This window comes from Nitrosomonas sp. (assembly GCF_021731985.1).
GTDB lineage: Bacteria > Pseudomonadota > Gammaproteobacteria > Burkholderiales > Nitrosomonadaceae > Nitrosomonas.
In genome coordinates this window covers 1-22,185 of sequence record NZ_JAKFWH010000035.1, presented here as the reverse complement: position 1 = coordinate 22,185, position 22,185 = coordinate 1, and the positions used below count along the sequence as shown (strand labels likewise).

Annotated in this window: 30 protein-coding genes and 1 pseudogene; 20 read left to right on the top strand and 11 right to left on the bottom strand. The window is 46.6% G+C overall.

All coding sequences use genetic code 11. From position 1 onward, the window contains the following. From QZ942_RS14035 to QZ942_RS04655, 3 genes are all read left to right on the top strand, one after another. The coding region (locus tag QZ942_RS14035; protein ID WP_366835997.1) for an IS3 family transposase at positions 1 to 96 on the top strand (96 nt) is incomplete at its 5' end. A gap of 19 nt (positions 97 to 115) precedes the next feature. Further along, the gene (locus QZ942_RS04660) at positions 116 to 919 is read left to right on the top strand and encodes a formylglycine-generating enzyme family protein (RefSeq protein WP_292993525.1); all 804 of its coding nucleotides are present in this window, start codon (positions 116 to 118) and stop codon (positions 917 to 919) included. Between the two features lie 139 nt (positions 920 to 1,058). Further along, positions 1,059 to 1,406: a HigA family addiction module antitoxin gene (locus tag QZ942_RS04655; protein ID WP_292993524.1), complete on the top strand. Its 348-nt coding sequence runs from the start codon at positions 1,059 to 1,061 to the stop codon at positions 1,404 to 1,406. 34 nt (positions 1,407 to 1,440) lie between these two features. Here the strand turns inward: QZ942_RS04655 and QZ942_RS04650 are convergent, their stop codons facing one another. Beyond that, positions 1,441 to 2,154 (bottom strand): dienelactone hydrolase family protein, encoded by a 714-nt coding sequence (locus tag QZ942_RS04650; RefSeq protein WP_292993523.1) that lies wholly within the window; start codon positions 2,152 to 2,154, stop codon positions 1,441 to 1,443. A gap of 83 nt (positions 2,155 to 2,237) precedes the next feature. Here QZ942_RS04650 and QZ942_RS04645 point away from each other — a divergent pair, with 83 nt between their 5' ends. Beyond that, a complete protein-coding gene (locus tag QZ942_RS04645) occupies positions 2,238 to 2,759 on the top strand; it encodes a heme-binding protein (protein ID WP_292993522.1) in 522 nt (173 codons plus the stop codon). Here the strand turns inward: QZ942_RS04645 and holB are convergent, their stop codons facing one another. Next, positions 2,760 to 3,800 carry a DNA polymerase III subunit delta' gene (gene holB, locus QZ942_RS04640; protein ID WP_292993521.1) on the bottom strand — a complete coding sequence of 347 codons (1,041 nt, stop codon included), beginning with the start codon at positions 3,798 to 3,800 and terminating at the stop codon, positions 2,760 to 2,762. Continuing rightward, on the bottom strand, positions 3,793 to 4,419 hold the full coding sequence (tmk, locus tag QZ942_RS04635) for a dTMP kinase (RefSeq protein WP_292993520.1): 627 nt from the start codon (positions 4,417 to 4,419) through the stop codon (positions 3,793 to 3,795). Before tmk ends, holB begins: the two co-directional genes overlap by 8 nt. Before the next feature lie 72 nt (positions 4,420 to 4,491). On the opposite strand from tmk, the gene ampD reads away from it, so the two are divergent. The 5 genes from ampD to QZ942_RS04610 all read left to right on the top strand — a co-directional run bounded on the left by ampD (position 4,492) and on the right by QZ942_RS04610 (position 6,630). Continuing rightward, entirely contained in the window at positions 4,492 to 5,082 is a 591-nt protein-coding gene (gene ampD, locus QZ942_RS04630; RefSeq protein ID WP_292993519.1) for a 1,6-anhydro-N-acetylmuramyl-L-alanine amidase AmpD, read from the top strand. Positions 5,083 to 5,375: 293 nt separating this feature from the next. Continuing rightward, on the top strand, positions 5,376 to 5,672 hold the full coding sequence (locus QZ942_RS04625) for a type II toxin-antitoxin system RelE/ParE family toxin (RefSeq protein ID WP_292993518.1): 297 nt from the start codon (positions 5,376 to 5,378) through the stop codon (positions 5,670 to 5,672). 3 nt (positions 5,673 to 5,675) lie between these two features. Next, positions 5,676 to 5,975: an addiction module antidote protein gene (locus tag QZ942_RS04620; protein WP_292993517.1), complete on the top strand. Its 300-nt coding sequence runs from the start codon at positions 5,676 to 5,678 to the stop codon at positions 5,973 to 5,975. A gap of 117 nt (positions 5,976 to 6,092) precedes the next feature. Then, positions 6,093 to 6,362, top strand: coding sequence for a BrnT family toxin (locus QZ942_RS04615; RefSeq protein ID WP_292993516.1), 270 nt, complete (start codon positions 6,093 to 6,095; stop codon positions 6,360 to 6,362). Next, on the top strand, positions 6,346 to 6,630 hold the full coding sequence (locus tag QZ942_RS04610; RefSeq protein WP_292993515.1) for a BrnA antitoxin family protein: 285 nt from the start codon (positions 6,346 to 6,348) through the stop codon (positions 6,628 to 6,630). The genes QZ942_RS04615 and QZ942_RS04610 overlap by 17 nt, the downstream gene beginning before the upstream one ends. Positions 6,631 to 6,775: 145 nt before the next feature. Here the strand turns inward: QZ942_RS04610 and QZ942_RS04605 are convergent, their stop codons facing one another. From QZ942_RS04605 to queG, 6 genes are all read right to left on the bottom strand, one after another. Further along, positions 6,776 to 7,309, bottom strand: a complete 534-nt coding sequence (locus tag QZ942_RS04605; protein WP_292993514.1) for a protein-export chaperone SecB — start codon at positions 7,307 to 7,309, stop codon at positions 6,776 to 6,778. Next, a complete protein-coding gene (locus tag QZ942_RS04600) occupies positions 7,281 to 7,661 on the bottom strand; it encodes a helix-turn-helix transcriptional regulator (protein WP_292993513.1) in 381 nt (126 codons plus the stop codon). The genes QZ942_RS04605 and QZ942_RS04600 overlap by 29 nt, the downstream gene beginning before the upstream one ends. Before the next feature lies 1 nt (position 7,662). Further along, on the bottom strand, positions 7,663 to 8,076 hold the full coding sequence (locus QZ942_RS04595) for a type II toxin-antitoxin system RelE/ParE family toxin (protein WP_292993512.1): 414 nt from the start codon (positions 8,074 to 8,076) through the stop codon (positions 7,663 to 7,665). Between the two features lie 149 nt (positions 8,077 to 8,225). Then, the gene (locus tag QZ942_RS04590) at positions 8,226 to 9,134 is read right to left on the bottom strand and encodes a D-hexose-6-phosphate mutarotase (protein ID WP_292993511.1); all 909 of its coding nucleotides are present in this window, start codon (positions 9,132 to 9,134) and stop codon (positions 8,226 to 8,228) included. Between the two features lie 32 nt (positions 9,135 to 9,166). Continuing rightward, on the bottom strand, positions 9,167 to 10,378 hold the full coding sequence (gene purT, locus QZ942_RS04585; protein ID WP_292993510.1) for a formate-dependent phosphoribosylglycinamide formyltransferase: 1,212 nt from the start codon (positions 10,376 to 10,378) through the stop codon (positions 9,167 to 9,169). Continuing rightward, positions 10,375 to 11,487, bottom strand: coding sequence for a tRNA epoxyqueuosine(34) reductase QueG (gene queG, locus QZ942_RS04580; protein WP_292993509.1), 1,113 nt, complete (start codon positions 11,485 to 11,487; stop codon positions 10,375 to 10,377). The genes purT and queG overlap by 4 nt, the downstream gene beginning before the upstream one ends. Between queG and tsaE the strand changes: the two genes are divergently transcribed. The 10 genes from tsaE (at position 11,482) to hpnA (ending at position 20,698) form a co-directional block, all read left to right on the top strand. Beyond that, positions 11,482 to 11,988, top strand: a complete 507-nt coding sequence (tsaE, locus tag QZ942_RS04575; protein WP_292993508.1) for a tRNA (adenosine(37)-N6)-threonylcarbamoyltransferase complex ATPase subunit type 1 TsaE — start codon at positions 11,482 to 11,484, stop codon at positions 11,986 to 11,988. The genes queG and tsaE overlap by 6 nt on opposite strands. Continuing rightward, positions 11,952 to 13,400 (top strand): N-acetylmuramoyl-L-alanine amidase, encoded by a 1,449-nt coding sequence (locus tag QZ942_RS04570; RefSeq protein WP_292993507.1) that lies wholly within the window; start codon positions 11,952 to 11,954, stop codon positions 13,398 to 13,400. Before tsaE ends, QZ942_RS04570 begins: the two co-directional genes overlap by 37 nt. A gap of 220 nt (positions 13,401 to 13,620) precedes the next feature. Continuing rightward, the gene (locus QZ942_RS04565) at positions 13,621 to 14,733 is read left to right on the top strand and encodes an ABC transporter permease (RefSeq protein WP_292993526.1); all 1,113 of its coding nucleotides are present in this window, start codon (positions 13,621 to 13,623) and stop codon (positions 14,731 to 14,733) included. Positions 14,734 to 14,737: 4 nt separating this feature from the next. Beyond that, positions 14,738 to 15,547 carry an ATP-binding cassette domain-containing protein gene (locus QZ942_RS04560; RefSeq protein ID WP_292993506.1) on the top strand — a complete coding sequence of 270 codons (810 nt, stop codon included), beginning with the start codon at positions 14,738 to 14,740 and terminating at the stop codon, positions 15,545 to 15,547. Continuing rightward, positions 15,520 to 16,419, top strand: a complete 900-nt coding sequence (locus QZ942_RS04555; RefSeq protein ID WP_292993505.1) for an MlaD family protein — start codon at positions 15,520 to 15,522, stop codon at positions 16,417 to 16,419. Before QZ942_RS04560 ends, QZ942_RS04555 begins: the two co-directional genes overlap by 28 nt. Then, a complete protein-coding gene (locus QZ942_RS04550) occupies positions 16,416 to 17,051 on the top strand; it encodes an ABC-type transport auxiliary lipoprotein family protein (protein ID WP_292993504.1) in 636 nt (211 codons plus the stop codon). The genes QZ942_RS04555 and QZ942_RS04550 overlap by 4 nt, the downstream gene beginning before the upstream one ends. Before the next feature lie 90 nt (positions 17,052 to 17,141). Beyond that, entirely contained in the window at positions 17,142 to 17,270 is a 129-nt protein-coding gene (locus QZ942_RS04545) for a lipoprotein (RefSeq protein ID WP_292993503.1), read from the top strand. Next, positions 17,267 to 18,520 (top strand): diaminopimelate decarboxylase, encoded by a 1,254-nt coding sequence (gene lysA / locus QZ942_RS04540; RefSeq protein WP_292993502.1) that lies wholly within the window; start codon positions 17,267 to 17,269, stop codon positions 18,518 to 18,520. The genes QZ942_RS04545 and lysA overlap by 4 nt, the downstream gene beginning before the upstream one ends. 70 nt (positions 18,521 to 18,590) lie before the next feature. Continuing rightward, a complete protein-coding gene (locus tag QZ942_RS04535) occupies positions 18,591 to 19,649 on the top strand; it encodes a phytoene/squalene synthase family protein (protein WP_292993501.1) in 1,059 nt (352 codons plus the stop codon). 59 nt (positions 19,650 to 19,708) lie between these two features. After that, positions 19,709 to 20,698 carry a hopanoid-associated sugar epimerase gene (hpnA, locus tag QZ942_RS04530; RefSeq protein ID WP_292993500.1) on the top strand — a complete coding sequence of 330 codons (990 nt, stop codon included), beginning with the start codon at positions 19,709 to 19,711 and terminating at the stop codon, positions 20,696 to 20,698. A gap of 63 nt (positions 20,699 to 20,761) precedes the next feature. Here the strand turns inward: hpnA and QZ942_RS04525 are convergent, their stop codons facing one another. Both QZ942_RS04525 and QZ942_RS04520 read right to left on the bottom strand, forming a co-directional pair. Continuing rightward, a complete protein-coding gene (locus QZ942_RS04525) occupies positions 20,762 to 20,947 on the bottom strand; it encodes a DUF3330 domain-containing protein (RefSeq protein WP_292993499.1) in 186 nt (61 codons plus the stop codon). 192 nt (positions 20,948 to 21,139) lie between these two features. Further along, positions 21,140 to 21,544 carry a hypothetical protein gene (locus tag QZ942_RS04520; RefSeq protein ID WP_292993498.1) on the bottom strand — a complete coding sequence of 135 codons (405 nt, stop codon included), beginning with the start codon at positions 21,542 to 21,544 and terminating at the stop codon, positions 21,140 to 21,142. Between the two features lie 274 nt (positions 21,545 to 21,818). Here QZ942_RS04520 and QZ942_RS04515 point away from each other — a divergent pair. After that, positions 21,819 to 22,185: pseudogene (locus QZ942_RS04515) on the top strand (GTPase HflX); the annotation flags it as partial.

The window sequence follows — 22,185 nt, the reverse complement described above, 5'->3', positions numbered from 1 at the left end:
GTGTTTTATAACAACCAAAGACTGCATTCATACCTGGATTACAAAAGTCCGAACCAATATGAAGCTGAAGCAGCAAAAACGATGAAAGTTGCTTAACTGGGGTGTCCGGTTTTACTTGACCAGGTCAAGCACATTATTACCACCCGCCTTCCCCGCCCCATGGGCCAGCGAATGGGGTCAGGATCGGTTTGGTTTATACATGGATTTGGATTATCAAGGTATCCGCCAGCGCTTCCGCTGGATCATGCCCGGTACGTTTCAAATGGGCTCACCTGACATGCAAGCGGAAAGATACCATAACGAAACGTTGCACGAAGTCACACTGACACAAGGCTTCTGGCTGGCTGACAGCGCATGCACGCAAGCGTTATGGACAGCGGTAATGGGCGTTAACCCCAGCCGCTTCCAGGATGACCCAAATCTTCCGGTGGAAAATGTCAATTGGCGTGATGTGCAGCAATTCATCGAAAAATTAAATACATTGTTTCCGGATTTACACGCAAATCTTCCAACCGAAGCGCAATGGGAATACGCCTGCCGTGCGGGCACCCAGACACCGTTCTCTTTTAGAGAAAACATCACGCCAGAGCAAGCCAATTATGATGGCAATTATCCTTATGCCGGAGGCGAGACAGGCCTGTACCGTGAAAGAACAGTTCCGGTTAAATCATTGCCGCCGAATCCCTGGGGATTATTTGAAATGCATGGCAATGTGTGGGAATGGTGCGCGGATTGGTATGCGGAAGAATACCCTAAGCAAGCAATAACTAACCCGCTTGGCCCTGACCAGGGTACATCCCGCGTGCTGCGTGGCGGTTCCTGGGGCAGCGGCGCAGGGTACGCGCGCTCCGCTGACCGCCTCGGGTATATGCCTGACGGCCGCGTCGACGACTTCGGGTTTCGCCTGATCCTAAGTTGAAAAAGCAGGCAAGAAGCTTGTAGGCCAAAAACCAGTCACCTTCGGGCAGACAGTCGAGACGGAGCGAGACGGTCAGGCCGAAGGCATGAAAATTTTTAAGGTGAGAAATTTCATTGCATCATCTTTGAGGAGTTTTATCGTGACCATTCGTATCGAAGATATACATGAAATGGATTTCAGTGATATCGCTACTGGCGAGAAATTGCAGCCGATTCATCCAGGGGAAATTCTGCGCGAAGAGTTTCTTATTCCGCTGAAAATAACACCCCATGCGCTTTCTCTGGCCTTGCAGGTTCCCGCGCCGCGCATTAACGATATTGTGCGGGAACGTCGCGCGATCAGCGTCGATACTGCGCTTCGGCTGGCACGATTTTTCGGCACCCGCGCGGAATTCTGGATGGGGTTGCAAACTGATTACGACATGGCAATTGCGCGCGCCAGCTTGAGTGATATATTAAACCGGATTCAGCGTTTTGAACCGGTTTAAGCGTAGCGAAAAATCTTTCTAAACCACAGCAGTTTTACACAAACACCTCCCCCAAAAAATCCGCAATCGACCGGTACGCCCGGTTCGCCGCCACTTCTTTGTACACCGTGCCAAAACTCGGATTATTGGCTTTCGGATTGGTGAAAGCGTGCATCGTACCGCCGTAAACGTGCACTTGCCAATCCACATGAGCTTGGGTCATTTCGGTTTCAAACGCGAGCACTTGTTCGGGCGGCACCATCGGGTCGTCGTGGCCGTGCAAGCACAGCACTTTGGCAGTTATTGGTTCATTGGCGACGTTGCCGGGGGCAAAAATGCCGTGAATGCTGATCACGCCTTTGACATCCGCGCCGGAGCGCGCCAGTTCCAGTACACACATGCCGCCGAAGCAGTAACCCATTGCGGCAACTCGGGTTACATCGACTTGCGGCAGTTGCCGCACGGCGTGTAGTGCGGCGTTGATTCTGCGGCGCAATAAGGCGCGATCTTGCGCAAATGGCGCCATCAAAGCGCCGTTTCTATCCGCGTCGCCATCCGCACCGAATATACCTTTGCCATACATATCCAGCGCAAAGCCCACGTAGCCCATGTCGGCGGCTCTTTCCGCGCCCTTGCACGCCAATTCGCGCCGCCCGCTCCAGTCGTGCGACACCAGCACGGCGGGTTTGGGTTTGCCGGTTTCGTGATAGGCCAGGTAGCCTTCGAGTTGTGTATCGCCATCCTGATAATCGATCGTTTTTATAATCATGTTGTCACCTTGACTTGAAAGTAGTGATAATCTCACTGCGTGTCTTATTATATATCCCTAAAATTGACCCAAAGGACTTGATCATGACAAACAAACTGAAACAATTTGCAATCGGTGTTTCAACGCTTTCACTCTGGGCATTATCCACTCCCGCTTTCGCGCAGGATTTTCCAACGCAAAAGGTTTTGCCGCTGGAATTATCAACCCAGGCGGCAATGGCGGCAATCAAAAAATGCCACGACGATGGCTTCAAAGTCAGCGTAGCCATTGTGGACCAATCGGGATTACTCAAGGTGCAGTTGAAAGCCGATGGCGCCGGACCGCATACATTGGATAGCAGCCGCCGCAAGGCCTACACCGCCAATAGTTTACGTGATTCAACGCATAAATATGCCGTGCTGGTCACGCAAAAACCGGAATTGCAAAGTTTGACCCGCTTAAATGAAAACATTCTGTTATTGGGCGGCGGTTTTCCGATCAAGATCGGCGGTGAAGTGGTCGGCGGCATCGGTGTCGGCGGCGCGCCGGGGATTGAGTTTGATGAAGTCTGCGCCAGTGCGGCGCTGAAAGTCTTGAAAGCGGATGATACGTTTGAGAAGAAGTAACTACTTTCTACGCATCATCGCTGCATAACCGATGAACAGCTCTTCCAGGAACAAACGGGGATTCAGCGGATGATGCGACAACTGCTGCTTGGTATTTAAAGCCCGAGCAAAGGTAATACATTCCAGCAAATCAATCTGCTCGCTTAATGCTTTGATGGGAGTTGACTGGTTCAAATAGTAACGAATCTTACCGGTGGAGCGATAGCTCACCAAGTCATAGCACCACTTTTGCAACCAATTGACGACGGTTGGCAGACTCGTTTGCTGCAACGTTCCGGCCAAAGTTAGCGGATCCAGCTGCTTTGGATTGGCGACGTGTTGGATGAATTGCTCATAGTGCGCCGCATGTTCCCCTTTATCCAACAACAAAGCCTGTAATGGTGAATAGCTGGCGGCTGCGAGGCGGCCTTCAGGATCACTGACCGCCTGCTGTTTTAACCATGCCACTGATGTTTCAACATCGGGAACCGGCATGGCGATTTGCTGGCAGCGGCTGCGTATCGTCGGCAACAAACGTTGCGCTTGATGCGTGACCAGAATAAACAAGACGTGTTCCGGCGGCTCCTCGAGTTTTTTTAACAACGCATTGGCGGATGCCGTATTCATCGCCTCAGCCGGATAAATCAGGATAACTTTGTAACCGTTTTGATGCCCGGTCATATAAACAAAATCGGTCAGTTTACGAATCTGATCGACACCGATTTGCTGGCTGGCGGCTTTCTTGGTCGTAGCGCTGCCGGATTTTTCCTCGGCCTCCTCTTTTTCGCTAGTCTCGCCTGTATTGACTGTTAACGCTTCCGGCATGACTTGATAAAAATTCGGATGACTACTTTGCTCGAACCAGCCGCAACTTAAACATTCCCCGCACGCTTTACGTTCCGCAGTTGGCGCAGTGCATAACAATGATTTCGCCAATTGGCGCGCAAATTCATATTTGCCGATCCCCTTTTTCCCTTTGAGCAATAATGCATGCCCGCGAAATTCACGATTCTGCGTCAATTTCCGCCAAATTTCCTGCTGCCAGATAAAAATATCAGCCATGATTCAGTACGCATTGTAAGGTTCGTTCAACCGCAGCTTTGACTTCGGCCAAAGATTGACTGCTGTCGATAAGCTTGATTCGATCAGGGAATTGTCTGGCTCTGTCCAGATAAGCGGCACGCACGCGCTGGAAGAAATCGGCTTGTTCTTTTTCAAAGCGATCGACGCTCTTGATTTGACTGACACGCTGCTGCCCTACCTCTACCGGCACATCGAAATACAGCGTCAAATCGGGTTGCAGCGTGCCTTGCACCCATTGCTCCAAAATCGCCAGTTTACCGCTATCCAATCCCCTGCCCCCGCTCTGATAGGCAAAGCTGGCATCAGTGAAACGATCCGATATCACCCATTGCCCTTGCGCTAACGCAGGCAAAATTACTTTGTCCAAATGCTCGCGGCGTGCGGCAAACATCAATAGCGCTTCTGTTTCAGGATGCATACTGATGGATTTATCCAGCAACAAAGCACGTAGTTGTTCGCCTAACGGTGTCCCGCCCGGTTCGCGCGTAACAACAGCGCTCAATCCCGCACGCTGCAATAGCTCGACAATCCAGTCAAGCTGAGTCGATTTGCCCGCGCCGTCAATGCCTTCCAGTGTAATGAATTTGCCTTGCTTCATGCGATTCCGGTTTTCAAGTTTTGTCCAGGTAAGCTACCATGCATGGACATTCAATTATCAATCCATTCTATCATGCCCATTGATGCTACCGGTTTACTCGACACCGCTCAATTTATCGCTTCACCGAATTGTGATGAACGCCCGGCGGGCACGGAAATCAGCTTATTGGTGATCCATAATATCAGCCTTCCGCCGAATGAATTTAGCGGCAATGGCGTGATTGAATTGTTTACCAACCAAATTAATCCAGAAGCCCATCCTTACTATCAGACTCTGCAGGGATTGAAAGTATCTGCGCATTTTTTTATCCGCCGGGATGGTGCGGTGATTCAGTTTGTGTCCTGTCATGATCGTGCCTGGCATGCCGGTGTATCCAATTGGCGAAGCAAAGATCGCTGCAATGATTTTTCCATCGGAATTGAACTGGAAGGCAGCGATATCACGCCGTTTACCGATGCGCAGTATACGACACTGATTGCACTGACACAGTACTTATGCGATCACTATCCAATAAAAGATATCGCCGGACATTCCGACATCGCCCCCGGCCGCAAAACCGACCCGGGACCTTGTTTTGAATGGCAGCGCTATTCCGCCGGAATAAATCGTGGCGACTTATTCCGTGCAGCCGGGCATGTCTCAATAGGCCATGAAAACCCGTAGCACTGCCCAACTTTGACCAGCAGCCTCATAGCTCTCCACACAGAAGAAATTTTAGGGCACCTCTAGAAATCCAAATTTCGTCACAACACTTTGTTGCTCACAAAAAATGTTTCCTTACATATCAATTATATGCCGCGTGACCATTTTTTGCTCGCGCCTCGTTTTGTTTGGAACTTTGAATTTATAGAGGCGCCCTTTAGGAAAGAATCTGATTGACTAAGATTCCAGTTTGATGTTTCAGTCATTGATACCACTGATTTGTTTTCTGTATAAATTGGGATACAATCTTGCCGATGAATACGATTCAAACCACAGAAGTTTTCGATAAATGGTTCGATGAATTGAGGGATCGAACAGCCAAAGCGCGGATTCAGGCGCGAATCGACTGGGCGGAAGATGGCAATTTTGGCGATTGCAGCCCGGTTGGAGAAGGCGTATCCGAAATGCGCATTCATGTCGGCGCCGGATATCGCGTGTATTACACACAAGTTGGCATGGAAATATTTTTGTTGCTGGCCGGTGGAGACAAATCGGCACAACAGCGGGATATAGAAACAGCGCTTGAATTGGCGCGCAAGATTAAGGAATAACCCATGGATAAAATCAAATTACGACGCTGGGATAGTGCCGAACACCTTAAAACTGAGGAAGACATCGCACTTTACTTCGAAGCCTGCCTGGAAGAGGCTGGCGATGATGCCGCTTTTATCGCCAAAGCGCTTGGAAACATAGCCCGCGCGCGCGGCATGACTCAGCTTGCACACGATACCGGACTTGGCAGAGAAAGCCTTTACAAAGCTTTGTCCGGAGACGGCAATCCCAGCTTCTCCACGATCCTGAAAGTCATTAAGGCACTCGGATTGAAGCTGCATGTCGAAACACCCGGACACTGAGTTTGTCTGTAAATTGAGAAAGGATCCGATTGACTAAAATTCCAATTTGACGTGATCCCTTGCCGTGCATATAAAAATAACTTGATCAAGGTTATTTTTGTATGCACAATTATGTAGGTGAAAATCACATTCGATCCCGCCAAAGATTCTATCAATATCGCCAAACATGGCGTATCTATGGCACTGGCTTCCGAACTTGACTGGGAATCTGCTCAATTGTGGCTGGATACGCGCAAGGAATACGGTGAAATACGCATCATCGCCCTCGCTCTCATGAAAACACGCTTATTTTATGTGGTATTCACCGACCGCGGCGACTATCGCCGCATTATTAGCCTGCGTAAGGCAAATGCTAGAGAGATTAAACGCTATGTATCTCAAGACTAAATCAGGCAAAAAAGTGTATTTGCCGACACCGGAAGAAGATGCAGTCATCACCGCAGCCGCGATGTCCGATCCGGATGCTTTACCGCTAACCGATGCCGAGTTTGCGAAATTAAAACGAGTAGGTCGTCCGCGCGCCGCTGTAACCAAAGAACGAATCACCATTCGCTTATCGCGCGAAGTGGTCGAATCGTTCCGCGCTACCGGCAGCGGCTGGCAAACACGCATGGATGAAGCACTCATGGAGTGGATACGAGAGCATCGCCCATGATTGGCAGGCGAATGTGAAACATTTTCGAGGAAGTAAAAAGATGCAGTTTATAAATGGCGAGCATTTTGGCCTATCCTCAACACCGTAGGTTTGATGTTAGGCTTTCTTCGTCAGCCCAACCTACCGCGCTTTCTGCTGTTAAAAGTTATTTGGTAATTTTATTTGTTTTCTTTCTGACTTGAGGTTTAGATGGTTGCTCGGATTGTTCTGCATCTTTATTAGCTACTTTAATCTTGTCCTGAAAATTAACAGTAGGGAGAAGAAAAGTACCACGAATACATCTGGAAGACAGCGTCATAACTTGTTCTCTAATGGCGCTGTATAAAATAGCGCAACCATTTACTATAGCCATTTCTTCGTGCTTCTCATCTGGTATTTTGTTGTTAGTTATTTCAAATAATCCAGATGCTTCAACATCTATGGTATATGGCGCTATTTTCCCTGATTCGTTTTTTATGGCTATACGAAGAATTACATGGTATGACAATTGGTCATTTTTATCCTTGAGGGTATGCATTGCAATTGATTCACCGATATTTACTCCATTGAAGTCAAAAGATGTTTCGGTCAGTTTATCGTTCTCATCTTCTTCAAATGGCCTCGGTCGTACCATGATGCCATGGTAATGCATTTCCCTGAGTTGTATTGGACTAGGCTGCATATGCGTAATCTGAATCATTCGCGCACGGCGGAATGGGCAGAAGCGTCTTATATTCCTTTTCAGAGATCCTGGTGTGATAGGGTGCTTTCTTTGCCGAAATTGGTAAAAGATCAACATTTATATTGCATCCAACGGCACGAGCAAGTTTTACCATGCTCTCGATCGTTAGGTTAGCATCGCCACGAAAGACTTTAGAGATATATGCATTGCTTGTGTTCATTGCGCGAGCCAAATCAGCGTAACTTTTGTTGATTTCTCTGCGTCTTGCCTCAATCGCAATAGCAAAATCCAGCTTTGCAGAATCCATCCAGTATTCGTCGCTCTTTTTCGCTTCATCCAATATGCTTCTTAATGATTTACTTAGTGCCATTTTATACCTCTTCTATTACATTTAGACTGCCGTTATCTACAGATAGCCAATAAGCTTTGTATGCATCTTTTGCTCGTCTAACGGCGCTCGGGTCTGCTTTTTGAGTCTTCTTTATGATTATTTCTGTACAGACTGCAATCATTTCCCCTTTGCCATGGAAAAAAATCAGCCTTAGCTTCCCTTGAATAAACTCATATAACTTTGGTTTTTTGCATATTTCATGCACTAATTTGCTTGAAAAAGAATCAAATCCTCCATCTGATATGCGATCAATCTTGTCTAGGAGATTATTGCCATATCTCTCATATTGGCTTGATAGATTCCCCTTAAGATCATTATATACAGGGCATTCTCCATCCTCATCAGCAATAGCTGAAACCTTGAATTTTCCGTTTGCCAGGATTCTTATTTTCAATTTTAGCTATTAACTTATAGGTTAATATTCTCTATTATTTTTAGAAATATCGCAACTTAAAAGAGAGTGTCAACAATAACCTATTTTGCAATTATTGGTTAAAAACTCAAAGCATCAGATCTTGACATCACTCATTCACAATCGACTAATCAACCGCGCATCACCCGGTAATTAGCCACCAACCGGCACTCCCCACCCGGTGCCACTTCGACGACATCGTCCGCCGCATTGGTGGTTTCAACACACAGCAAACGCTTGTAATCGTCATCCTCCAAATCCGCCATGTCCTTGGCGATTTTCTCCCACGGATTCCACACCACGGCGGTTTTGCTGCCTTGCGAGGTGATTTGAATACGGCGATTGAGGGCTGCGTCGTCGATGGTCAGGGTGTTGTCGGCGTTCAAATAAATGCGGTCTACTTCGGCGTCGATGGTCACGTCACCTGTTTGATGTTTTTGTACGCTACCGCCACCGGCTTTGTCGAGATACTCGCAACCGGTCAGTCCCACTACTTTCGCGCGGGTAATGTCGCCGACCTTGAAATAGGTGTGAAACGCTTGCGTGATGGTGAATTTTTCCTTGCCGGTGTTACGCGTAATCAATGACAGGTTCAAGGTGTCGCCGATGACAATTTCTTGCCGCAGGCTAAACGAATGCGGCCAAATGGCTTGCGTCTCCGGCGTATCATCCAGTCCGACGGTCACTTTGATATCGCCATTACTCAGCGCTTCGGTCGCTACCACATTCCATCCACGGTTGCGCACAAAACCGTGCCCCGGACGGCCTTTACCTTCCGGATCGGCACCGAACCACGGCCAGCAAATTGGGGCGCCGCCTTTGATCGCTTTGCCATCCTGGTAATACGCTTTCGCGCTCAAAAACATCACATCTTCCGGCTCACCGGCGGGCTGATACGACAATACCTGGCCGGCGTGAATCGAGATCAGCGCTTTGGCTTTGGCGGTTTTCACCTGAATCATCGGCAGTCCGCCGTTGCCCGCGATAAATTCCACTTGACCTGCGATACCGAATTGCGTGTTGAGTTGTTCGATCGTCATGATTTTCCTTTATTAAATTGTTGTTTGATTTTCTATTCGTGAATGGGCTTGATCCGGCTAGCCGCAAGTTTAGCACGGCTCCGCGCTTCGTCTGTATTGGCGCCGTTCGCTAATGCAACCCCCATACGACGGCGTTTGAAAGATTCAGGTTTGCCGAACAACCGTAAATCGCTTTGCGGCACGCTGAGCGCATCAGTGATACCGGTAAATGTAATGCCCTTGGCTTCGAGTTGTCCGTAAATCACCGCGCTGGCACCTGGCGCCAGCAACGCCGTATCCACCGGAAATCCCAATATGGCGCGCGCATGCAGATCAAATTCACTTTGCTTTTGACTGCACATTGTCACCATGCCGGTATCATGCGGACGCGGACTGACTTCGCTGAACCAGACTTGGTCGCCTTGAATAAACAATTCCACGCCGAATATGCCGAGGCCACCCAGATTCCCGGTTATTTCCCGGGCGATTTCTCGTGCGCGCTCCAATGCCACCGGCGACATCGCCTGCGGTTGCCAGCTTTCGACGTAATCGCCATGCACTTGCACATGCCCGATCGGTTCGCAGAAATGTGTTTGAACGTCACCGTTGGCATCCAGCGCACGCACTGTCAGTTGCGTGATTTCATAATCAAAATGAATCACGCCTTCGACAATCACCCGTCCTTGATTCACACGGCTACCGCTCGCAGCATAATCCCATGCCGCTTCAACCTCCCCGGCATGATCGATGCGCGATTGCCCTTTTCCGGATGATGACATGACCGGCTTGACGATACAGGGATAGCCGATTTTGCCGTCAATCGCGGCGCGCAATTCATCCAAACTATTGGCAAAGGCATACGGAGAAGTCGTTAAACTCAGCGTTTCCGCAGCCAGGCAGCGAATGCCTTCGCGATTCATCGTCAATTTAGCGGCACGGGCTGTTGGAATCACGGTCGCAATACCGGCTTGCTCGATTTCAACCAGCATATCGGTCGCGATGGCTTCGATTTCCGGCACGATAATGTCGGGCCGTTCCTGTTCGATCAGCTCCCGCAACGCTTGTCCATCGGCCATATTGATCACATGCGCCCGGTGCGCTACCTGATGTCCCGGTGCGTCGGCGTAGCGATCCACCGCAATGGTTTCCACGCCCAGGCGCTGCAACGCAATAATGACTTCCTTGCCCAACTCGCCGCTGCCCAGCAGCATGACTTTTGTCGCTGACGGACTCAGCGGTGTACCGATAACCGATCGTTTATTCATGGTATGTTTTCCTTAGTTGCTGTTCTTTTTGTATTTTGTTGTTGTAATGCCCATTGCACATGCTCGCGCACTAACGCTGAAGCATCATCCGATCGGGCTTGTAATGCTTTAACGATTTCGTTCGCGTAAGGCGCGTTGCCCAAACCGACGGCGATATTGCGCAACCATTGCGGATAACCGATGCGGCGAATCGGTGTGCCTGCCAGCTTCGTCTCAAATGTTTCCTGATCCCAACCAAACAACTCTATCAGCGATACATCATCCATGCCATTGCGCACGTGAAAGTCGTTTTCGTTGGTGATTTGGGCGAATTTATTCCACGGGCATACCAACTGACAATCATCGCAACCATAAATGCGATTGCCAATCAGCGGACGTAACGCTTCAGGTATGCTGTCTTTTAATTCAATCGTCAGATAGGAAATGCATCGCCGCGCGTCGACCTGATAGGGCGCGACAATCGCTTGCGTGGGGCAAATATCGATACATTTGGAACAACTGCCACAATAATTTCCGGTTTCCTCATCCACGGGCAGTGGCAAGTCCACATACATTTCTCCGAGAAAAAACATCGATCCCGCTTGGCGCGACAGCAATAAAGTATGTTTGCCGCGCCAGCCCAGCCCGGCTTTCTGCGCCCAGGCCACTTCCATCACCGGCGCGCTGTCGGAAAAAACCCGGTAGTTGAACATCCCCGCTTCCGCTGTCATTTTGTCGGCCAGTTTTTGTAAACGTGCGCGCAAAACCTTATGGTAATCGCGGCCCAACGCGTAACGCGAAATAAATGCCTGTTCGCCCGTATTGATCACATCCCAGCTATTTTTGGCAGAAGGTGGCGCATAATTCATGCACACGGAAATAATGCGCTGCGTTCCGGGCTCAAGTTCGGCTGGGCGGGTGCGCTTGGTGCCATGTTTCGCCATATAATCCATGTCACCGTGATATCCTTGCTCCAACCAATTAAATAGACCGGATTCCACTGCTGACATATCCGCATGGGCATCGGCAATGCGAATGTCGTGAAACCCGAGTTCTTTTCCCCAAACTTTAATGGCAACCGCCAAGGCGGCATAATCAGGTAATTTATTTGTTGAGATATTCTCTTGCATAACGCGCATTCTACAGATTCTGAACCCGTACAGAGCTTGACTTATGATCTTGCTGACGAAGCAGCGATGCTGGCTCTGGGTAAAAAAATGGCTGCTTGCCTGCATGCCGGATTGACTATTTATCTGTTTGGCAATCTCGGAGCAGGGAAAACAACGCTCACGCGCGGTATTTTACACGGCCTTGGCTATCATCATGTAGTCAAAAGTCCTACATACAATTTAGTTGAAATCTATAAAATTTCTAGGTTATACTTCTATCACTTTGATTTTTATCGTTTCAATGATTACCTTGAATGGGAAGAAGCGGGCTTCCGAGAATATTTTAATTCAGACTCAATTTGTGTGGTGGAATGGCCTGAAAAAGCCGGTGATTTATTACCAAAAGCTGATCTACAAGTCTTTTTCAGTATTCTTGAAACCGGGCGCAATATTGAAATCCGGGCTGGCACAGAACCAGGAACACAATGCTTGATACAGTTAAAAAATCAGAAAATAGTGTGATTGCGTATTTTAATGGCAGCAGGCTTGCTTCCGTAGAATATGTCTTTTTGACATGCTTTATTCTGATCTTTCTATTTCTAAGTCAGCCTGTTCTGGCTGCGGACACTACTGTTCAATCCGTGCGTGTTGGATTAACACCCGACTATACGCGCATTACATTGGAATCCAATCAGCCGCTTGAGTATGAATTAAGTATGCTGGAGAACCCACATCGCGTTGTTATCGATTTAAGTCATACCAAACTTTCTCAGGCGCTGGCCTCGCTACCCCAGAAAGTCGATGCCATCGACCCTTTTGTGCAGAAAATTCGTGTCGGTCAGTTTACTCCCCATGTTATCCGGCTGGTATTCGATCTAAAATCAAATGTTGTACCACGCACATTTGTAATTGAACCCAAGGAGAATTTTGCGCATCGATTGATATTGGATATTTATCATCCGGATAAAGCTACCAAGGCCGATTTGAATGCCCGCGTCAATCCCGCTGCTACCGCTGATTTTGAAAACGATGTTCTGGATGAATTGGTTGCCACCCTGGTACAAGACGGCAATAAACTAAAAACAAATCAGACGCCACTTATTCGCCCGCACTCGCCAAAACCGCAGCTTAATCAAGCCAAGCAACCCGGCAGCTTTCAAGCAGCGCAAAACCGCAAACCCAGTGCGGCGCCACAGAAAAGCTTGGTTCCGCGAATCATTATCGTAGCGATTGATCCCGGTCATGGCGGCAAAGATCCGGGCGCAGTAGGTTACCAAGGCACCCACGAGAAAGATATTACTTTGGCAATTGCCAGAAAGCTTAAAGAGCGCATCGACAAAGAATCGAATATGCGTGCTGTTCTGACCCGTGACGGCGATTACTACATACCGCTTCCGCAACGGCGTATTAACGCCCGGCGTGCTAATGCAGATCTGTTTATATCGATACATGCAGACGCCAATCCTAAGGCGCACGCGCACGGTTCCTCGGTATTTACCTTATCTGAGCATGGTGCCACATCAACCACGGCCAGTTGGCTTGCTAATAAGGAAAACAGTGTCGATAACGATTTAATGAGCGGCATTGACATCACATCAAAATCAAAAGCTATTAGAGAATTACTGCTGGATCTGTCACTCAGTGCAACCATTAATGACAGCGTCAAATTGGCTGAATATGTTTTGAAACAACTGGGTGGCATTAATCATTTACATAAAAGAAATGTCGAGCAAGCCGGTTTTGCCGTACTTAAATCCCCTGACATCCCTTCCATTCTGGTCGAAACAGCTTTTCTCAGCAATCCCAAAGAAGAAGAGAAGCTACGCAGTAAAAACTACCAGGACAAAATGGCCGATGCGATGTATTTAGGCATTAAAAAATACTTTGCGGACAATCCGGCATTAGCACGCTCTGAAATGGCTCAGGTAAAATAAACACGTTTTCTTGCTTGAAGACTAATATTCAGCGCAATCTGTTTCACAATAACCCTATACAATAGTTTTTCTTGTTCCGGCAGATCACGGTACGTTTAATATAGGCTGTCGAGAACCCTGCATAGTTAATAATTTATCGCTATTGATTATAAACATAGTTGGCGTTTCTATGAATCAGACCAAGCCAAATTCGACACGCACCAGCCATTCTCAGAAAACGATGAACCAGTGGTATCAACTTTGCACTAAGCAGGGCTATCCACATATTAGCCTGACGGGTAATTACACTTTAACGGCGCTGGAACGCATTTGGGAACCATTAGCTAGCGAACTGATCCAGCAGGCTAAAAATAAGGATCTTTATTGGGATTTAACGGGCATTCAGCAAATGGATACCGCAGGCTCTGCCATGTTATGGCGCGTCTGGAAAGCGCAACGGCCCGAACATTTACAATTGCGTCCTGAACATGAAAAAATGTTTAAGCGGCTGGAAAATCTCCCCAATCTCCAGCCGGAAGGAAAACAGAGAGACCTACTATGGCCCATAACAACTTTAGGCGGGTTAGCACTACTTTTATGGCAACATACTCTGGGTCTGATTATATTAATTGGCCAATTGTTGATTGATGTTATTTACTTAATCCGGCATCCTATTTATATTCCGTGGCGTGAAATTTCTGCAAACTTATATCGCACTGGCGCACAGGCGTTGGGTATCACAGCTTTGGTCGGCTTTCTGATTGGCATCGTAATCAGTTATCTCTCTTCCAAACAATTACAGTTATTTGGCGCAGATATCTTCATTATTAATATATTGGGAATTAGCATTATTCGCGAATTGGGTCCAATGCTGGCTGCAATTTTGGTAGCCGGCCGTTCCGGTTCATCCATGACGGCACAACTCGGTGTCATGCGCGTAACCCAGGAATTGGATGCTTTGACTGTTATGGGGATCTCGCATAGCCAGCGCCTGATTTTACCCAAAGTGCTTGGCCTCGGCATTGCAATGCCATTATTAGTCATGTGGACCAGCGCGATCGCCTTGCTGGGTGGCATGGTCGCGGCAGAATTACAGTTAGGTTTAAACTATCAATACTTTCTGACCGCATTACCGGATTCGGTACCCATAGCCAACCTGTGGCTAGGACTGGGGAAAGGGGTTGTATGCGGCATGGTCATTGCGCTGATTGCATGTCATTTTGGTTTAAGAATCAAACCCAACACGGAAAGCTTGGGGGAAGGCACAACCTCCTCTGTTGTAACAGCTATTACAGTGGTTATTATTATCGATGCAATTTTTGCGATTATATTTTCTGATGTCGGACTTTCCTAGAAAAATGACAAATCCGGAATGCGTCATTGAAATTGAATCGCTAACTACCCGCTTTGGCAATCTGGTTGTTCATCAAGATATCAATTTATGCGTTTTACGTGGAGAATTACTGACGTTGATCGGAGGCTCGGGTAGCGGAAAAACGACATTGCTGCGTCAAATGCTTGGCCTGGAGCAACCATCCCAAGGCAGTGTTAAAATTTTTGGTAGATCCCGGAAAGATCCCGGCTTTAATCGGCAGAGAAAGAAAATACGCAGCCGTTCCGGTGTGCTTTTTCAGCAAGGCGCTTTATTTAGTGCATTATCTGTGTTTGATAATATTGCTTTACCGTTACGTGAATTACACACCCTTAGCGAGGAAATGATTCGTGATTTGGTTATGATTAAATTAGATATGGTGGCCATCGGACCTGAGCATGCGAATAAAATGCCCGCCGCCCTATCCGGGGGAATGATCAAACGTATCGCTTTAGCACGAGCCCTGGCTTTGGATCCTGAACTATTATTTCTCGATGAGCCCACTGCCGGATTGGACCCGGAATTAAGTGAAGGTTTTGTAGAACTGGTGCTTGCATTACGCAGTGAAATGGATTTAACAGTTGTCATGGTGACACATGATCTTGATACACTGGTAGCATTATCCGATCGGATTGCAGTCCTGGCTGATCAACAGATTATCGTGACGGGCACCTTAGATGAAGTATGCAACTTTCAGCACCCGTTTACTACCAGTTTCTTTAAAAGCATGCGACATAAGACTGATCAAAAAAATTATCCGGAGCAAACATGGAAAACCGCGCCCATGCCCTCGTAGCAGGCATATTTGTTATTTTCCTGAGTATCACAGTGACTTTAGTCGCGGTATGGTTTAGCGGTAATAATATCCAACGCAATGCTTATCTCGTGGTAACTAAAGAGTCTGTGAGTGGACTCAACCCGCAATCCGCTGTCCATTATCGCGGTGTTAATATTGGCAAGGTTGAAAATATCGAATTTGATCCTGATGATCCGCATCAGATTCTGATTCAGATCTCGGTTGATGAGAATGTTAGGCTTCAGAATACTATTTATGCACAACTGGGATATCAAGGCGTCACTGGATTGGCTTATATACAACTCAACGATGATGGCACTGGTGATGAGCAATTACCCAGCGACGCACAAATCCCAATGCGCCGCTCGTTACTCGATGAGGTGACTGGATCGGGCCAAGACTTGCTCAGCAATGTGAATCAATTGGTATTAAAATTACATCAGTTATTGGATGACCAAAATCAAACACATGTCTCGCAAATTCTTCAGAATATCGAAAAGGCCACCAGAAATTTTGATGGCATTGCAAGCCGTTTACAGCCTGCATTAGTGTCTTTCACCGAACTTACAACTGAATCTGCCACTCTGGTTAGAAATTTGGATCAATTATTGGGTGAGCTAAATATTACCGTGGCAAAAATCAATCAGAAAGAAGGTATTTTTGACAGTCTTTCTAATAGCACACAGGAACTGGCAACCACGATTCCTGAGTTGCGTAAAGTGAGTAACAGTATTGCGCGTAATTCAAATAATTTAGATAAAGTATTGAATCAACTGGAAGAGAATCCACAAAGCTTATTATTCGGCCGCCCGCCATCACTTCCCGGCCCTGGCGAAGCCGGTTTTGTCCCTCCTGCAGGCAAACTTCAATGACAAAAATTGCGTTATTACTGATCTTTATCGCTTACCTGCTCACAGGTTGTGTAGCGTTCAATAAATCACAATCCCCAGTTTCTATTTACGATTTTGGCATGCAACATGCGCAGACTACCAAACCGATATTGCAACAATCACTGCAGCATCGAAAGAGCTTGCTGATTGCCGACGCAACAGCGCCATCATGGCTGGATAACAATGCAATCCATTATCGGTTGCTTTATCAAAATCCCACGCAATCCTATACGTATGCCAGCAGCCGTTGGCTAGCATCCCCCGCTGCCTTGCTTACCCAGCAAATACGCAACCGCATCGTTGCAAGTACCAGCGAGCAAGTCATAAAAGACAACAGCACAGCAAAAGCCGACTATGTTTTACATATTGAATTGGAAGAATTTACTCAGCTATTTGATACGACGGATGCGAGCCATATTGTCATTGGCTTGCGAATCAGCTTGGTTGAGCGCAACACACGCAAATTATTAGCCCAGAAAGATCTCAGCATAACTGAAAAAACATCCACTGCAGATGCAGCAGGCGCCGTATCCGCTTTAAGTTCAGCAAGCAATCAGTTAATTAATGAATTGGTTGATTGGCTGACTGCCGAATTATCCAACGTTAGGCCTTAGCGCCTACTGCCAAAATTAATCACGAGTTTGATTAATTTATTATTCTCTTATGTTAGTATCCCGTAAATTTATTGCTTCAGGGATTTTCTCATGCGTTTATTGTTTATCTTACTGTTTTTAGTCTACCTGCTCAGTGCTTGCGGTCTTAAAGGTCCCCTTTATCTTCCGAAAACGGATGAAGCCAATCGTCCATCATCCACTGAAATTGAAAAGAAATGAGCGGATTTTCTGAATTTGTCTACCATGACAATGAGCTCTATGTTGAATCTGTTCCGTTAAAACAGATTGCGGAAGAATTCGGCACGCCATGCTATGTCTACTCACGATCTGCCTTAACCAAAGCGTATCTGGAATTTGATTCTGCTTTTTCTGGCCGGGATCACTTAATTTGCTATGCAGTAAAAGCCAACTCCAACATTGCCATACTTAATCTATTGGCACGGCTTGGCAGCGGCTTCGATATCGTATCAGGCGGCGAACTGCTTCGGGTTATTAAAGCAGGCGGAGATCCAAAGAAAATAGTTTTCTCCGGGGTTGGTAAGAATATTGATGAAATGCGCCTGGCACTGGAAGCCAATATTCTGTGTTTTAATGTGGAATCTGAAGCGGAGTTAAATACTTTAAATCAGACCGCAAAAGACATGGGCAAAATTGCACCGGTTAGCTTACGCGTAAACCCAAATGTTGATGCAAAAACCCATCCCTACATTTCTACCGGTCTTAAAGAAAATAAATTTGGTATTCCGGCCAATGAAGCTGAAAGAATTTACCAATCCGCTCACCAGTATGCCCACATCCGTTTTACCGGATTAGATTGTCACATTGGCTCGCAACTGACAGAACTTGAACCATTCATGCAAGCGAGTAGCAAAATGCTTAATCTACTCGATACTCTGCAATCGCAGGGCTTAGCGATTGAACATCTGGATTTAGGAGGCGGCTTAGGCATCCGCTATACCAATGAAACACCACCGTCGATTAAGGATTATGTTTCCGCGCTGTGTGCCAGCACCCAACAAGTCAAACAACGCCTTTTAATTGAACCAGGCCGCTCACTCGTGGGTAACTCAGGCATCCTGCTGACCCGAATCGAATACCTGAAACATACGCCCGCGCGAAATTTCGCCATTGTCGATGCAGCGATGAATGACTTAATGCGTCCCGCACTTTATGATGCCTATCATGAGATTCTTCCAGTCGCCAGAAACAATGAGGAAATCAAAAATTATCAAGTTGTAGGCCCTGTTTGTGAAACAGGCGATTTTCTGGGTCATGATCGTAAGCTTGGATTGATCAACGGTGATTTATTGGCAATTATGTCAACCGGCGCCTACGGCATGAGTATGAGTTCAAATTACAATACCCGGCCACGCGCCGCTGAAATTATGGTGGATAAAAACACAATCCATATCATCCGGCAACGTGAGACAATTGATCAATTAATCGCTACCGAACGAATCTTGTCTTAATTTAATGGCATAGATTTGGAGATGCACTCAATTGTAGTAATATGCCTTATCGTTTTATGACAAATCAGTAATGACAAGCCTCTCTTCTAGTTTCGATGATGAACAGTATCAGGACCATATTTTGCAAGGTGTATCTCGCACTTTTGCATTAACTATTCCACAGCTACCCGAAGCGTTACGCCGCGTTATCGGCAATGCATATCTTCTATGCCGCATCACCGACACCATTGAAGATGATAGCGCTTTAACTTTAGAACAAACCCGGCAACTATCGCACATGTTTTCTGAAGTGGTGCGTGGCAACGCATCCGCCGAAGATTTTGCACAACGGCTATATCCTCTGCTTTCCGAACATACAATTCCAGCAGAACATGATTTAATTAAAAATACCCCTGCGGTCATTCGCATCACGCATGGCTTTAATCCGACGCAGCGCAATGCACTGGAGCGTTGCGTTCGAATCATGGCACAGGGCATGGCCGACTATCAGGAAACAGAATCTCTGGAAGGGCTTAAAGATCTGTCCGCAATGAATCAATATTGTTATTACGTTGCCGGGGTAGTCGGAGAAATGTTAACCGAATTATTCTGCGATTATTCAGAGGAAATTAATAGTCAGAAACCTACCTTGATGAAACTTTCCGTATCCTTCGGACAGGGATTGCAAATGACAAATATCCTCAAAGATATTTGGGATGATCGTAAACGCGGCGCTTGCTGGTTACCGCAAGATATTTTTCTTAAAAATGGATTTAATCTCGTTGATTTGCAGCCGGGTACATCCGATACCAAATTTCAGGCCGGATTAGCAGAGTTATTGGGCGTAGCCAAAGGTCATTTACAAGACGCGCTGCTATATACCAGTTTGATTCCCCCCCAAGAAAAAGGAATTCGCCGGTTCTGTTTATGGGCAATCGGTATGGCGATCCTAACTTTAAATAAAATTAATCAACACCGGGATTTTTCTGAAGGAACTCAAGTTAAAATAAGCCGCCGCAGTGTTAGAGCTACCATTGTAACAACCAGTTTGTTTGCCAGTCAGGATTGGATATTAGAATTACTTTTTAAAATAACATCCAGCAAACTCCCTGAAGTAGCTATACACAAGGAAACTCATTTCAGCGATTAAGCACATAATCAATAACCTGCTATATATTAATCGAGTTTAACTTAAGAATACAAAGTATTATGAAATCATTGGTCACTGGTGCAACAGGATTTCTTGGCTCTGCTGTTATGCGATGCTTGCTAACGGCGAATCATGAAGTTCGTGTACTGGTAAGACCGGATAGTGATCGGAAAAACCTGGAAAACTTCTCTGTTGAGATTACTGAGGGTGATCTACGGGATCATCAATCGCTAAGACGTGCCATTAAAGGTTGCGATAATCTGTTTCATGTTGCTGCGGATTATCGTCTTTGGGTTCCTGATCCAGAAACCATGCATGAAATTAACGTCAATGGCACACGCGCACTGATCATGGCAGCGACTGAGGAAGGCATAAAGCGTATTGTTTATACCAGCAGCGTAGCAACGTTAGGTTTAAAACAAGATGGATCGTCTGCTAATGAAGATACGCCATCCAATTTCACTGCCATCGCAGGATATTACAAACGTTCTAAATTTCTGGCTGAACAAATGGTGAAACAGCTGACCGACGATCACCAGTTACCAATAATCATCGTTAATCCATCAACTCCGATTGGTCCCGGAGACATCCGCCCCACTCCAACAGGCCGTATTGTTCTGGATACTTTAATGGGTCGAATGCCGGCTTATGTGAATACCGGATTAAATATTGCGCATGTAGATGACATTGCCTATGGTCATTTACTGGCTTATCAGCATGGGAAGCCGGGAGAACGTTACATACTGGGTGGCGATAATATGTCTTTGCTGCAAATCCTGCAGACCATTGATGCAATCAATGGAACACAACAGAATCGCATCAATATACCGATCGGCTTAATGCTTCCAATGGCGTGGCTTATGGAAAAGATTGCATTTTTCACACACACTGAGCCACGAGCTACCCTGGATAGTATTCATATGGCAAAAAAACTAATGTTTTTCTCCAGTGAAAAAGCACACCGGGAATTAGGCTATCAATACCGCCCCTCAATTGAAGCGCTTAAAGATGCTGTTAAGTGGTTTAAAGAGAATGATTACTGCAACTGATTGATTTTTTGCTTATATTCTATATATAACGTATTAAAATCAATGCTTCGCTAAGCGAATCATTCAATCATCCGCCGAAGATTCCGGCTCTGCTTTCTGCTTCTTCCATTTATCGTAGCAATCAAGGCCGCAGTAGTACACAATATAATCAATCGCCTTGACACTCGTTGCCTCGGATAGCGGTATTTCTCTAAAACATACCTCACAAGACACTCTTTCTGGCTCAATTATTTTCTTTTGCTCAATCATTTCAGAATCTCCTGACAATGAGAATTGGCCGTGCTCAATTTATCCAATTGTATCTTCTGACGAAAACATCACCCATTTAATCGACGTGAAACCACGCAAAGCTTTTGCCAGAAACCAGTATGGTAATAACCCGCTTGGACTTGTCGGCATGGTTAAATGCCCGTCATCGGTAACATGAGCATCTTCTCTGCGTCATTGTCCAGGCGGTTGTGGCGCAACCTGCAGCCAGCCTCCCGGACAATTCTTAACATAGGGATAGTAACCATCCGGGTTCTGGCAATAGTACCAATAATTGGTTTGTGGTTGAGCCGATTGCGCTGGCTGAGACTGTTGCTGCTGTATATAGACCGGTGGGGTGGTCGGCACGATCAGCTGCGGAGGATAATAATAAGAAGGCGGATAATAAAAGGGATAACCAAACCCACTCATGCCATATCCACCAAATCCATACCCCCCGTACCCGTAGCCACCATAAAACCCCGACCCGTAATAGCCCAAACCAATACTTAAGTGACTATGCCCATGCGCCAAAACAGAGTTACTTGCCAGGACTGCAAGTAGCGCGATCGCCAAATATATCAATTTAATATTACGCATAGAAGTCCCACTGAGAATTTGTACTGTAAGACTCAAAATTAGACTGACACATTACATCAGAATTCCATTCACTAAGAAAATACTCTGGAGCTTCCATTTATACTCAAATTTTTCAAAACATCAGATGCCTTGAAAATTTGCATACTCCACCCATGTTAAGTGCAAGAACAAGGAAATTCAAAATCTTTTCCGAATTAATGTTTGTTTCTCCTGTCGGCCTTTATCGACGATAATGGCTATCTGACTTTACTCATCGAACAAAGGCAATCTGCAAATGCATAAAGAAACCCAAGAGAAATCTAAGCGCGCGGTCGTGGCAGCTGTCCAATTGCCAAGCGTGACCGACATGGAGTTTGAAGCATCGCTGACCGAGCTACGCGAGTTGGCAAAAACACTGGGGTTCGAAGTTGTGCGAACATTCACGCAGAAGCGTTCCAGTTTTGATTATACGGCTTACTTGGGCACCGGAAAGCGGGAGGAAATACGCCAGTTCGTGAACAACGAATTTGAATCTGCCGGGTGGCAGGAAACCGAGCAAACTGACGCACTGGACGCAAACGATATCGACGTCATCCTAGTCGATCACGAGATTTCACCTTCACAGGCGCGCAATCTCGAAAAAGAGATTGGCTGCACAGTGA